The sequence below is a fragment of the uncultured Cedecea sp. genome (assembly GCF_947498825.1).
Lineage (GTDB): Bacteria > Pseudomonadota > Gammaproteobacteria > Enterobacterales > Enterobacteriaceae > JGM124.
In genome coordinates this window covers 106,779-120,935 of sequence record NZ_CANMLV010000011.1, presented here as the reverse complement: position 1 = coordinate 120,935, position 14,157 = coordinate 106,779, and the positions used below count along the sequence as shown (strand labels likewise).

The following is a 14,157-nucleotide window of genomic DNA, read 5'->3' as shown; positions in this document are numbered from 1 at the left end:
ACGAAAGTGTTGGGACGTGGCTTTATAAAAGGCGGTGTTGAACCTTTACGGGTGAAATTAAGTTACATAATAGAGATTGGGTCTGGATCTTATGAACGAACGTTATTCTGCTTTGCGTAGTAATGTCAGTATGCTCGGTACGCTGCTCGGAGATACCATTAAAGACACGCTGGGGGAAAATATTCTCGATCGCGTGGAAACTATCCGGAAGTTATCCAAATCCTCCCGTGCAGGTAATGAGGCGAATCGGCAAGAATTGCTGACAACGCTGCAGAATCTCTCTAATGATGAACTGTTACCTGTTGCCCGTGCATTCAGCCAGTTTTTGAATCTGGCCAACACCGCAGAGCAATATCACAGTATTTCAGCGAATGGCGAAGCCGCCAGCAGCCCTGAAGTGATTTCTGATACGCTGAAAAAATTAAAAGAACAGCCGAATATCAGTGAAGAGGCCCTGAAAGAAGCAGTAGAGTCCTTATCACTGGAACTGGTTCTGACAGCGCATCCGACTGAAATTACCCGCCGCACACTGATTCATAAACTGGTTGAAGTGAATAGCTGTCTGAAACAGCTCGATCACAGCGATATCGCCGATTACGAGCGTAACCAGATTATGCGTCGTCTGCGCCAGTTAGTGGCTCAAGCCTGGCATACCGATGAAATTCGTAAGCAACGCCCTTCTCCGATTGATGAAGCAAAATGGGGCTTTGCGGTAGTAGAAAACAGTCTGTGGGAAGGCGTACCAAACTATCTGCGTGAACTGAATGAGCAGATTGAAGAGCAGTTAGGCTACAAACTGCCGGTCGATTTTGTACCGGTACGCTTTACCTCCTGGATGGGCGGTGACCGTGATGGTAACCCGAACGTAACAGCCGATATTACGCGCCATGTACTGCTGCTTAGCCGCTGGAAAGCAACAGACCTGTTCCTGCGTGATATTCAGGTCCTGATCTCTGAGCTGTCGATGGTGGAATGTACGCCTGAACTCAGCGCTCTTGCCGGAGCCGATGCGGGTCAGGAACCTTATCGCTACATCATGAAAGGCCTGCGTCAGCAATTAACCGCGACTCAAGCCTGGCTGGAAGCGCGCCTTAAAGGCCAGCGTCTGCCGAAACCAGAAGGTCTGTTAACTCATAATGAGCAACTGTGGGACCCACTGTATGCCTGTTATCAGTCACTGCAAGCTTGCGGCATGGGCATTATTGCCAACGGCCAGCTACTTGATACCTTACGCCGGGTAAAATGCTTTGGTGTGCCACTGGTTCGTATCGATATCCGTCAGGAAAGCACCCGTCATACTGAAGCCTTAGGCGAAATGACTCGCTATCTCGGTATTGGCGACTACGAAAGCTGGTCAGAAGCCGACAAACAAGCCTTCCTAATCCGTGAGCTGAACTCTAAACGTCCGTTACTGCCACGCCAGTGGGAACCGACTGCAGAGACCAAAGAAGTCCTTGATACCTGTAAAGTGGTCGCTGAAGCACCACAGGGGTCAATTGCCGCTTACGTTATCTCTATGGCGAAAACGCCATCTGATGTTCTGGCCGTTCACCTGCTACTGAAAGAAGCAGGCTGTACCTTTGCTCTGCCAGTTGCCCCGCTATTCGAGACCCTCGATGACCTGAATAATGCTGATGATGTGATGACGCAACTTCTGAGTATCGACTGGTATCGTGGCTTTATCCAGGGCAAACAAATGGTCATGATTGGCTATTCTGACTCTGCAAAAGACGCGGGTGTGATGGCAGCTTCATGGGCACAGTACGAAGCACAGGACGCCCTGATCAAAACCTGTGAAAAAGCCGGTATCGCACTGACGCTGTTCCACGGTCGTGGTGGCTCTATTGGTCGTGGTGGCGCACCTGCGCATGCTGCCCTGCTCTCCCAACCACCAGGCAGCCTGAAAGGGGGGCTGCGTGTGACTGAACAAGGCGAGATGATCCGCTTTAAATACGGTCTTCCGGAAGTCACCATCAGCAGTCTGACGCTTTATACCAGTGCGATTCTGGAAGCTAACCTGCTGCCACCGCCAGAGCCAAAGCAAGACTGGATCCATATTATGGAACAGTTATCAGCTGTCTCTTGCGAAATGTACCGCGGTTATATTCGTGAGCATAAAGACTTTGTACCTTACTTCCGCTCAGCGACACCGGAGTTGGAACTGGGTAAACTGCCATTAGGCTCACGTCCTGCAAAACGTCGTCCAAATGGCGGCGTAGAGTCATTGCGTGCCATTCCATGGATTTTCGCCTGGACGCAAAACCGTCTGATGCTACCCGCCTGGCTGGGTGCCGGTGCCGCGCTGCAAAAAGTGATAGAAGATGGTAAGCAAGACCAGCTTGAAGCGATGTGTCGCGACTGGCCATTCTTCTCAACTCGTTTAGGTATGCTGGAGATGGTTTTTGCCAAAGCAGACCTGTGGCTGGCGGAATACTACGATCAGCGTCTGGTGAAAAAGGAGCTGTGGAGCCTGGGTCAGCAACTGCGCGATCAGCTCTCTGCGGATATCAAAGTGGTACTGGACATTGCCAACGATTCACATTTGATGGCGGACTTACCCTGGATTGCTGAGTCGATTACCCTGCGTAATATCTATACCGATCCGCTTAACGTCCTTCAGGCTGAACTGTTGTATCGTTCACGCCAAACCGAAGAGCGTGGTGAAGAGGTTGATCCTCGAGTAGAGCAGGCCCTTATGGTCACCATCGCGGGCGTGGCTGCCGGTATGCGTAACACCGGTTAATTTCTGTCGAGATATTATTACGTTACCCCACTGATTTTATCAGTGGGGTTTTTTATTTGAGCCATAGCTGTTCGCGGTGAAAAATTAACGACTTGTCCGCAAAGAGTATTGTTAACTGATATTAACCTGCCTGCTCACACCCTATGCTAACTCCTGTTTTAACCTCCGCCCCACCTATTTTTTCAGGTTTAAGGCTTACTTAAGGTTTGTCCACTATGGTTAGCACTATTTTTTAACTGAGCACAACTATGTACTCCACAAAAACATACAGCGGAAAGAAATTCAGTTTTCGCGCCCTTGGCTGGGTTCTGATTTACTTTTGGTTTTTTTCATCGGTCATACAAATTGCTATCTTAGCTACCGGTTACAGTGGCACCACGGGTTTACGAGATTCCATCCTGTTTAGTTCGTTATGGCTGATACCTGTTTTCCTGCTACCCAACTATACCCGCTTGATTGCTGCACTTATCGGTATTGTGTTGTGGGCAACCTCAATTGCTGCGCTTGGTTACTATGTGGTTTACGGCCAGGAGTTCTCACAGAGCGTGCTGTTTGTGATGTTTGAGAGCAACGCCAATGAAGCTAATGAATACCTCAGACAATATTTCAGTATTAAGCTATTACTGGTCGCCTTAGCTTATACGCTTGCCGCTATTTTTCTCTGGACTCGCCTGCGACCGGTGTATATCCGTAAGCCCTGGCAATGGTTAGTCTCTTTTGCCCTTTTATTCGGCCTGGTTTTACAGCCGATGGGGGCGAATATACTATTGCATAAGCGCTCGCTGAGTGAGGCCTTCGACAGTCTTTCTTCTCGCCTTGAACCTGCGGCTCCGTGGCAGTTTGTTGTGGCTTATCGCGAATACCAGAATCAACTCAGTAGTCTGACTAACCTGTTGAATTCTAACCATGCCTTACCCCCACTCGCTAACTTGCAGGACAGTTCAGGTGACGCTCCACGCACCCTGGTATTGGTACTGGGCGAGTCAACCCAGCGTGACCGTATGAGCCTCTATGGTTATCCCCGCGCAACCACGCCAGAACTGGCTGCCCTGCACAAATCGGATCCACAGCTAACGGTATTCAATGATGTTGTGACTTCACGCCCCTATACCATTGAAATTCTGCAACAGGCGCTCACCTTTGCCGACCAGCAAAATCCCGATCTTTATCTGACTAAACCGTCGTTAATGAATCTGATGAAGCAGGCAGGTTATAAGAGCTTCTGGATAACGAATCAGCAGACCATGACCCAACGTAATACTATGCTGACGGTATTTTCCAAACAGACTGACAAACAATACTATATGAATCAACAACGTACTCAAAGTGCTCGTGAGTACGACACCAATGTGCTGGCGCCGTTTAAAGAAGTCCTTGCCGACCCTGCAGCAAAAAAATTCATTATTATCCATTTGCTGGGAACGCACATCCGTTACGATTTCCGTTACCCTCACGGAGAAGGTAAATTTGATGGCAAATCAGATACGATGCCAGCAAGTTTAAGCGCCAGCGAACAAGCCACCTATAACGATTACGACAGCGCCAATGCCTTCAACGACCATGTGGTCTCAACGTTGATTAAGGATTTTAAACAGAGCGGGCAAGACGGTTTTATGCTCTATCTGTCGGACCATGGTGAGGAAGTTTACGATACGCCGCCACACCAGACGCAAGGGCGTAATGAGGATAGTCCGACACGCGCAATGTACAAGGTTCCCTTTATCCTCTGGACCTCTCCAGGCTGGCAGCAAGCGCATCCCAGAGACTTCTCTAACGATGTGGATCGTAAGTACAGTAGTTCGCAGCTGATCCACACCTGGTCAGATTTAAGCGGCTTAACTTACGATGGCTATGACCCGAAACGTTCTGTTATCAGCCCACAATTCGTTGAGGTACCACGCCTGATTGGTAACCCGTATAAGAAAGCGCCGCTTATTGATTACGATGCCCTGCCTTATAGCAAAGAAAAAGATAAAAACAGGGCTCAGGTCTCGCTTTCGTCAGATAAGACGCTGAACGATGTCGATGCACCACAAGGTTAAAACGGCAAAAGGGAAAAGCCTGGCTTTTCCCTTTTTAAATTTTTTCGTGTTCTGAATAATTAAGCTAGTGGACGAACACCCAGCGTATGGCAGATGGCGTAGCTCATCTCAGCGCGATTAAGCGTATAGAAGTGGAAATCTTTTACCCCTTCCCGGCTTAAAATTTTCACCATATCCATCGCAATATTGGCCCCCACCAGCTTACGTGTTTCAGGGTCATCATCCAGCCCTTCAAACATGGCGTGCATCCAGCTTGGCACACGGACATTCGTCATAGTGGCAAATTTTTTCAGCTGTTTGTAGTTACTGACGGGTAAGATGCCCGGCACGATTTCTACATCGATTCCTGCTGCCGCACAACGGTCGCGAAAACGCAGGTAGCTTTCAACATCAAAGAAGAATTGCGTGATAGCGCGGTTAGCACCGGCATCGATTTTACGTTTCAGGTTAATCAAATCCGCCTGCGCACTTTTCGCTTCTGGGTGAACCTCCGGATAAGCGGCGACGGAAATATCAAAATCACCCACTTCTTTTAATAACGAAACCAAATCAGCAGCATAGATATTAGGTTTGGCGTGACCAGCCGGTAAATCACCGCGTAATGCCACGATATGGCGAATACCGTTATCCCAGTAATCACGTGCAATACTGAGTAACTCATCACGCGTTGCATCCACACAAGTCAGATGCGGGGCAGCTTCAAGACCGGTACGCTCTTTGATGCCCTTAATAATACCGTGTGTTCTGTCACGCTCACCTGAATTAGCGCCATAAGTTACGGAAACAAATTTAGGTTTCAGGCTGCTGAGTCTGTCGATGGAGTTCCACAGGGTCTGTTCCATTTCACTGGTGCTCGGCGGGAAAAATTCAAAGGAGACATTAATCTGTCCGGCTACTTCTGCCAGACTCTGGTTTAGTGCTTCCCGCTGGTTGGCGTGAAAAAAACTCATACCCTCACCTCATCAATCGCTTCATTATCATCGTATTTTGTATTTATTGCTATCCAGACGTTTAGACGTCTAAATAGAAGATGACGTAAAAGCGCCTAATCGTCAACATAAATATCGTTATACGTTTTGATTAATTCTCATGCTGAATGAAATTTTTTCACGCTTGAGGAGAAGACAGAATGAACGGAGAAGGAGACCTCCCCTCCAGAAACCTGGAGAGGAGAAAGATTACAGTAGCTGTGCCAGACGATTTAAATCTGACTGAATCGCCCCGGCGGTCACATCACGACCGGCACCTGGGCCGCGGATAACCAGAGGATTATCACGATACCAGCGGCTTTCAATCGCGAAAACGTTATCGCAAGGTAAAAGGGCCGCCAGTGGATGCTCGGCACGTACCGCTTCTACACCCACACGAGCTTTACCATTGGCGTCAAAACGGGCTACGTAACGCAGAACTAAACCAAGCTCCTGTGCAGCCTCAAAGCGCTGTACCATCTGCTCATTCAGCTCGTCACCGTTTTCAAAAAAGTTGTCAATGGAATCATCTTCGCCACCCACAGGTACCAGAGACTCGACACGGACCTGATCGGGTTCGATATCGTAACCCGCTTCACGCGCCAGAATAACCAGCTTACGCATCACATCTTTACCGGATAAATCAACCCGAGGATCCGGTTCCGTCAGTCCTTGCTGCCAGGCCTGTTCCACTAGCTCAGTAAAAGGTACGGTGCCGTCAAACTGTAAGAACAGCCACGACAGGGTTCCCGAGAAAATACCGCTGATAGACAAAATAGAATCGCCGCTATCACGTAAGTCACGTACCGTATAGTTAACCGGTAATCCGGCACCTACTGTTGCGTTATAGAGCCAGTGACGCCCGGTCTTTTCAAAAGCATCGCGAATTTGGCGATACTGGTTACCATTTCCGGCACCCGCTAGTTTGTTGGCACTGATAACATGGAAACCATGGCTGGCAAAATCCAGATATTGACCTGCTAACTGTTCACTGGCCGTCACATCCAGCACCACTAAATCATCATAAGGGTGTGCACGCATCCACAAGAACAGTGACTCTTCATCCAGTTCGGTGGCTTCATCGTTGAAAAAGGCCAGAGCACGGCTGGCATCCAGTCCCTGGGTATTGAGCAAGCTACGGCGGCTATCCACAACGCCTGCCAGAACATACTCAAATCCAGTCCGGGCAGAAAGCGTCTTCTGCTCACGGGCAAAAAGTTCCAGCCAGCGCGAGCCAATATTGCCTTTGCCAAATAGCATCAGTCCGATACGTTTCTCAGCACGAAATAGCGAGGTGTGCAAACCTTGGATCAGGTTTTCGGTCGGGCCAGTACGTAATACGGCAACCAGACTGATGCCATCTTCTGACTGCCAGGTAAACTCTACTGGCTGATCCTTTAACTGCTGCCAGAATCGGTGGCTATGCAATGGATTACGGCAAACACCGGCACCGACAATCGCCACCAGCGCCAGTCCGACACGCAGATGGAATTTTCCCGGCAAACCAGCGTTCTCAAGAACCTGTAATGCGCTTTGAACTAATTCACTGGTATAGCAGAACTGCAGCAAATTACGATCGGGGTGTGATCCAATGGCCAGAGGGCGGATCTGATGACGCTCAAGGATCTGCCCCAGCTCTTTTTTCAGCGTTTTGAAATCCTGCTGACTCGGAAGCTGGAGTTCTATCAGACATACGTCATCGTGGCTGGTAACAATACGCGCTCCGGTTCCGGATGCCAGTACCCGCTCAATACGCGTTGAACCTTGCTCTGGAGAGTAGCTGCAACGAAGCTGCAGGTCGATATCGCTGCCTGATACCGGTTGTAAGGTTCGGGTATGCAGTACCGGTGCAGCAAGGCGCGCCAGTTCACTGGCTTCATCGAGCCGCAGTAAAGGTAACAGACAAGCATCTTTGACTTTGCGGGGATCGGCACTGTAGACACCTGCGACATCGCTCCAGATGGTGACACGTGAAACACCAGCCAGCGCCCCCACTTGCGTTGCTGAATAGTCAGAACCATTACGCCCAAGCAAAACCGCTTCGCCAGCATCATTACGGCAAATAAATCCAGTCACGACAAAACGTTTGTGCGGATGTTGTATCAGAATATTTTGCAGTAACGGACGGGAACGGGCCTCATCAACCTGAGGCTGAGCTGCGCGTTCTGCACGCAGAAACTGACGAGAGTCAACCCAGACAGCATCGATATTCTGCAAGTTAAGTACCGCAGACATCAGGCGTGCTGACCAAATTTCACCGTGACCGACAACCTCAGCATAAACAGCTTCGGTTATCTCTCCGTCCAGCAATCCAGCAAGGTGCTCAAGATCATGGATAAGCTCACCCAGTAACGCTTCGGCCAGATCTGGCTGCAACGCATCCGTGATCAGCTCACTCTGATAGCGACGCAATGCTTGCTGCGCCTGGTGCGCAGACAGACGATCGCTCTGGCTCAGCTTCAGCCAGTTAATCAACTGATTGGTGGTACTTCCGGCGGCGGAAACGACCATCAAGTCACCTGGCTTTGAGTACTCATTCATAATACCTGCGACACGCAGATAACATTTCACGTCAGCCAGACTACTCCCACCAAACTTATGCAGTTGACGAACTGGCGCCCCTGCTGGTGCTGAAACACTCATGCTTACCCCTCAGCAGCGATCCGAAATGCATTTTCCAGATCGGCAATTAAATCTTCGCTATCTTCAATTCCGGTTGAAATACGTAATAGCGTCTCAGAAATACCTGCGGCGGCACGCGCCTCTGGTGCCATTCCCGCGTGTGTCATGGTCGCTGCGTGGGAAATTAAACTCTCCACACCGCCCAAGGATTCCGCCAGAGTAAACAGCGTCAGGCTACTCAAAAAACGACGCAGCGTTTGCTCATCGCCATCCAGCTCAAAACTGAGCATCGCACCAAAACCTTTTTGTTGGCGTGCGGCGATTTCATGGCCCTGATTTTCAGGCAACGAAGGATGATACAACTTTTTCACCAACGGTTGCCGCCCCAAAAAGTCAACAATCGCTTGGGCATTACGCTGAGCTATCTCCATACGTGGTGACAAGGTGCGCAAACCACGCAATAGCAAATAACTATCAAAAGCACCGCTGGTTACACCAATATTATTGGCCCACCAGGCCAGTTCCGTCACCAGGTCGGGATCTTTAGCAATAACGACACCCGCAAGAACATCAGAGTGACCATTCAGGTACTTGGTGCAGGAATGCAGTACCAAATCCGCTCCTAATGCCAGAGGGTTTTGCAATGCCGGGCTCAGGAAAGTGTTATCAACAACGCTCACGGCTCCCGCTGCACGCGCGGCAGCACAAATTTTCGCAATATCGACAACGCGTAACAAGGGATTACTTGGCGTTTCAACCAACACTAACTTCGGTTTTTCTGCCAGTGCAGCCTGTAATGCCTGCTCATCATTCTGATCGACAAACAGCACACGATAGGCTCCACGTTTTGCCAGGCTGTCAAATAAACGGTAGCTGCCGCCATAACAGTCATGAGGTGCCACCAGTAGATCGCCTGGTTTCAAAAATACCGTCGTGACTAGATGAATTGCCGACATACCAGTATTGGTCAGTACCGCACCTGCTCCCCCTTCAAGCTCAGCCAGGGCTCGCTGAGTCACATCCCGTGTCGGGTTACCACGACGTGAATAGTCATGAGCGCGGGGCTCATTAAAATCGGTAAAGTTGTAAGTACTGGAGAGATGGATAGGAGGAACTACGCAACCATATTGTTCATCATTATTTAAACCGCTGCGTACTGCTATCGTTGCCTGTTTACGCGTCATTGAGCCCTCACCCGAGTCATTAGAGAAAAATCTGGTATCAGATTAAACAAGCTGGTTATAGACGTCAATACATCTGGACATCTAAACTGCTTTGCGTATAGATTGAGCAAAACGCAAATACCCGTTAAAATTATCTGCTTTAAGTGCATCTGTCTTAGTTTCACGCGCCAGAACCGTTTATTCTACGCGGGAGACTGATTAAGAGATTATTGCCAATGTCGGTTTAATTGACGGTACTGGCTTATTTTCATAGATAAAGAGGACTAAGGGTATCTCATGGCTGAATGGAGCGGCGAATATATCAGCCCCTACGCTGAACATGGCAAGAAGAGTGAGCAAGTAAAGAAAATTACTGTTTCCATTCCTCTGAAGGTATTAAAAATCCTCACTGACGAGCGTACGCGCCGACAGGTCAATAACCTGCGTCATGCGACAAACAGTGAATTGCTGTGTGAAGCGTTTCTGCACGCTTTCACCGGCCAGCCGTTACCGAACGATGCGGACCTGCGCAAAGAACGCAGTGATGAGATCCCGGAAGATGCCAAGGTTATCATGCGTGAGTTGGGGATTGATCCGGATACGTGGGAATATTAATTCTGACCAGAAAGGTACTTATCAGTGCCTTTTCGTCCACTGACTGAACCACAAAAACAAAAAAGGCACCAACAGGTGCCTTTTTCTTTCCGGGAACGAAACTTATTTTTTCGTGCCTGGTACGCTGAAACGCTTGTTAAAGCGATCAACACGACCACCGGTATCAACAACACGTTGTTTACCAGTATAGAATGGGTGGCAGTTACCGCACACGTCCAGGTTCAGGTCGTGACCCAAAGTAGAGTGGGTTTTGATAACGTTACCGCAAGAACAGGTTGCAGTAATCGCGTTATAGCTTGGGTGAATATTTTTTTTCATGGCAAACCTCAGTATAAGGCCGCGTCGCTCTTCCAGCCCTAACGCCAGACACCACGCGATGTTAATAAATAAATGGATTTGGCACCTGATTTGCGCACCAAAGGCGGCAAATCATACAGAGATCCGATTAAAGGTGCAAACTGATCCGCAAACTCACCGCGTGCAGTGTACACTATTACGTCATTTTTTCTGTCAGGATATCTCCATGCCCATCGCCCAAGTTGCCCTTCAGGTCCCTCTGGCACGTACTTTTGATTATCTTATCCCGGAAGGAATGCAGGTCACTACTGGTTGCCGGGTGCAAGTCCCCTTTGGTAAACAGCACCAGGCAATAGGTATTGTGATGGCGGTGAAAGAACAGAGTGAACTGGCGATAGAAAACCTGAAACCTGTTTCTGTCCTGCTGGACAATGCGTCATTATTTCCCGAACCACTATGGCGCGTACTGCTATGGGCCGCCGAATATTATCATTATCCGATTGGTGAAGTGCTATTCCATGCGCTGCCTGTTTTATTACGTCAGGGCAAACCCGCCCATCATGCACCTCTGTGGTTCTGGTTTGCCACCGAGCAAGGTAAAGCTGTCGACCTTAATAGCCTGAAACGCGCCCCAAAACAGCAACAGGCTCTGGCTGCATTGCGCCATGCCATCATCTGGCGTCACCAGATAGCAGAGCTGGAAATCAATGAGGCCGCATTACAGGCATTAAAAGCAAAAGGGCTGTGCGAGCTGAACAGTGCTGCTCCGGCGACAGAGGACTGGCGTAAAACCTATTCAATGGCCGAAGAACGGTTAAAACTGAATACAGAGCAAGCAACAGCGGTCGGAGCGATACACAGCAATGCAGACCATTTTTCCTGCTGGTTACTGGCCGGGATTACTGGCTCAGGTAAAACAGAAGTCTATCTCAGCGTACTGGAAAATGTCCTCGCACAGGGGAAACAGGCGCTGGTACTGGTACCTGAAATTGGTCTGACGCCACAAACTATTGCCCGATTCAGGGAACGTTTCAACGCCCCGATCGAGGTAATGCATTCTGGTTTAAACGACAGTGAACGGCTAAATGTCTGGCTCAAAGCACGTAATGGCGAAGCAGCGATTGTGATTGGTACGCGTTCCGCTCTGTTTACACCATTCTGCAATCTTGGCGTCATTGTGATAGATGAAGAGCATGACAGCTCTTATAAACAACATGAAGGTTGGCGCTATCACGCCAGAGATCTCGCGGTTTATCGTGCTTATACCGAAGATATCCCGATTATTCTGGGCTCAGCCACACCGGCACTGGAAACGCTGCATAATGTGCAAATTGGTAAATACCGTCAGCTACGTCTGACAAAGCGAGCGGGTAACGCTACCCCTGCCACTCAGCATGTTATCGACATGAAAGGTCAGGCACTCAAATCAGGCTTATCGCCTGCGTTGATTAAAAGTATCGGTCAACATCTGGCGGCAGATAACCAGGTTATCTTGTTTTTAAACCGTCGCGGCTATGCCCCGGCTCTGTTGTGCCACGATTGTGGCTGGATTGCAGAATGTACCCGCTGTGACAGTTACTATACGGTGCATCAGGGACAGCGTAATCTGCGCTGCCATCATTGTGATAGTCAGCGCGCTATTCCTAATCAATGCCCACAATGCGGCTCAACCCATCTGATTTCCATCGGCATGGGTACCGAGCAGCTTGAACATAGCCTGCAACCTCTGTTTCCTGATATCCCTGTTTCACGTATCGACAGAGATACCACCAGTCGTAAGGGCGCGCTGGAACAGCAGTTGAGCGAAGTTCATCGCGGTGGGGCTCGCTTACTGATTGGTACTCAAATGCTGGCAAAAGGCCACCATTTTCCTGATGTTACCTTGGTGGCCTTGCTGGATGTTGATGGCGCTCTGTTTTCCGGTGATTTCAGGGCCGCAGAACGCTTTGCTCAGCTTTATGTACAAGTTTCTGGTCGAGCGGGACGGGCGGGTAAAAAAGGGGAAGTTTTGCTCCAGACTCATCATCCGGAACACCCTTTATTACAGACCTTGCTCACCAAGGGCTACGATGCTTTTGCCAGTGAGACGCTAAATGAACGAAAAACGGTATTCTTACCGCCTTTTACCAGCCACGCCATGTTTCGTGCAGAAGACCAGAATAATCACCAGGCGGCACTATTTCTTCAGCAACTACGCAATCTGCTGGAAGCCAGTCCGCTACGGGACGAACAACTGTGGGTAATGGGTCCGGTTCCCGCCTTACAAGCGAAACGCAGTGGACGTTTTCGTTGGCAGCTATTGCTTCAGCACCCCTCACGGGCCAAGTTACAAAAGATCATCAGTCATACGTTAACGCTTATCAATACACTCCCTGAAGCACGCAAAGTAAAATGGATGCTCGACGTCGATCCTATCGAGGGCTAGCACAAAAAGGACTCCTTTATGAGAAGCAGATCGAAAAACTCAATATTGGTCACATTTTCTATGAAATTTTTGTAACCACACAATGCAATAGTCTGATAAGAATGAGGGGTACTGTCAGTAGCACAGGAAGTGTTGATGATAGCGTAGTACGCACGAGGAGAAAGGCGTTGAATTCGACTAAACCACTGGTGGAAAATGCCACCATGAAAGATGTTGCTGCCCGGGCTAAAGTCTCAACAGCAACCGTATCACGAGCTCTGATGAACCCTGATAAAGTCTCTCAGCACACTCGCCATCGCGTTGAACAAGCCGCGATTGAAGTCGGCTATTTACCTCACTCTCTGGGTCGAAATATTAAACGTAACGAATCACGCACCTTGCTGATTATCGTTCCGGATATTTGTGATCCCTTTTTTAGTGAGATTATTCGCGGTATAGAGATAACTGCAGCCAGTCATGGTTATCTGGTATTAATCGGCGATTGTGCCCATCAGAATCAGCAAGAAAAGACCTTTATTGACCTTATTATTACCAAGCAGATCGATGGAATGTTACTGCTGGGTTCTCGCTTACCCTTTGGTGCCAGTAAAGAGGAACAGCGCAATCTACCGCCGATAGTCATGGCGAATGAATTTGCTCCTGAACTCGAATTACCCACCGTGCATATAGACAACCTGACGGCCGCCTTCGATGCTGTATCTTATTTACAGAAGTTGGGGCATAAGCGTATTGCTTGTATTGCAGGTCCGGAAGAAATGCCACATTGCCATTATCGGCTACAAGGTTATGTGCAAGCTTTGCGTCGTACCGGTACAGAGGTTAACCCACACTATATTGCTCGCGGTGACTTCACCTTTGAAGCGGGTTCAGAGGCGCTAGAAAAACTGATGATGCTACCTCAACCACCTACCGCCATCTTCTGTCATACCGACGTGATGGCATTGGGTGCAATCTCCAGCGCTAAACGTCGAGGGCTACGAGTACCGGAAGACCTCTCTATTATGGGATTTGATGACATTGCCTTGTCCCAATATTGTGACCCTCCGCTCACCACAGTGGCACAACCTCGTTTCAACATTGGTAAGGAGGCTATGCTGCTATTACTGGATCAGTTACAAGGCCAAGCGGTAAGCAATGGCTCTCGCCTTCTGGACTGTATTCTGGTTGAACGCGGTAGTACTCGCGCTCCAGGGAAAGGGAAATGAGCCACTTTGTACTCGTATAAACTGGTCAAAGACCTGTCCCTTAAGTAACATATACTCAAAATAATTCAAGTTGCTCC

8 protein-coding genes and 1 pseudogene are annotated in these 14,157 nt (G+C 49.1%); 5 read left to right on the top strand and 4 right to left on the bottom strand.

Annotation, left to right across the window (positions count from 1 at the left end; genetic code table 11):
* Window positions 1–91 precede the first annotated feature (91 nt).
* Window positions 92–2,743 (top strand): phosphoenolpyruvate carboxylase, encoded by a 2,652-nt coding sequence (ppc, locus tag Q1A40_RS13380; protein WP_300000853.1) that lies wholly within the window; start codon window positions 92–94, stop codon window positions 2,741–2,743.
* A 248-nt stretch (window positions 2,744–2,991) separates the two neighbouring features.
* Window positions 2,992–4,704: pseudogene (locus Q1A40_RS13375) on the top strand (phosphoethanolamine transferase CptA); the annotation flags it as partial.
* Between the two features lie 140 nt (window positions 4,705–4,844).
* Here Q1A40_RS13375 and metF read toward each other — a convergent pair.
* From metF to metB, 3 genes are all read right to left on the bottom strand, one after another.
* Window positions 4,845–5,735: a methylenetetrahydrofolate reductase gene (metF, locus tag Q1A40_RS13370; RefSeq protein WP_300000851.1), complete on the bottom strand. Its 891-nt coding sequence runs from the start codon at window positions 5,733–5,735 to the stop codon at window positions 4,845–4,847.
* 228 nt (window positions 5,736–5,963) lie between these two features.
* On the bottom strand, window positions 5,964–8,396 hold the full coding sequence (locus Q1A40_RS13365) for a bifunctional aspartate kinase/homoserine dehydrogenase II (RefSeq protein WP_300000849.1): 2,433 nt from the start codon (window positions 8,394–8,396) through the stop codon (window positions 5,964–5,966).
* A 2-nt stretch (window positions 8,397–8,398) separates the two neighbouring features.
* Window positions 8,399–9,559 carry a cystathionine gamma-synthase gene (gene metB / locus Q1A40_RS13360; protein WP_300000848.1) on the bottom strand — a complete coding sequence of 387 codons (1,161 nt, stop codon included), beginning with the start codon at window positions 9,557–9,559 and terminating at the stop codon, window positions 8,399–8,401.
* Window positions 9,560–9,835: 276 nt separating this feature from the next.
* Between metB and metJ the strand changes: the two genes are divergently transcribed.
* Window positions 9,836–10,153, top strand: a complete 318-nt coding sequence (gene metJ / locus Q1A40_RS13355) for a met regulon transcriptional regulator MetJ (protein ID WP_008457553.1) — start codon at window positions 9,836–9,838, stop codon at window positions 10,151–10,153.
* 102 nt (window positions 10,154–10,255) lie between these two features.
* Here metJ and rpmE read toward each other — a convergent pair whose 3' ends face one another.
* On the bottom strand, window positions 10,256–10,471 hold the full coding sequence (rpmE, locus tag Q1A40_RS13350) for a 50S ribosomal protein L31 (RefSeq protein ID WP_300000845.1): 216 nt from the start codon (window positions 10,469–10,471) through the stop codon (window positions 10,256–10,258).
* Window positions 10,472–10,676: 205 nt separating this feature from the next.
* Between rpmE and priA the strand changes: the two genes are divergently transcribed.
* Window positions 10,677–12,875 carry a primosomal protein N' gene (priA, locus tag Q1A40_RS13345; RefSeq protein WP_300000843.1) on the top strand — a complete coding sequence of 733 codons (2,199 nt, stop codon included), beginning with the start codon at window positions 10,677–10,679 and terminating at the stop codon, window positions 12,873–12,875.
* A 185-nt stretch (window positions 12,876–13,060) separates the two neighbouring features.
* Window positions 13,061–14,080, top strand: a complete 1,020-nt coding sequence (cytR, locus tag Q1A40_RS13340) for a DNA-binding transcriptional regulator CytR (RefSeq protein ID WP_300000896.1) — start codon at window positions 13,061–13,063, stop codon at window positions 14,078–14,080.
* The last annotated feature ends 77 nt before the right edge of the window (window positions 14,081–14,157 follow it).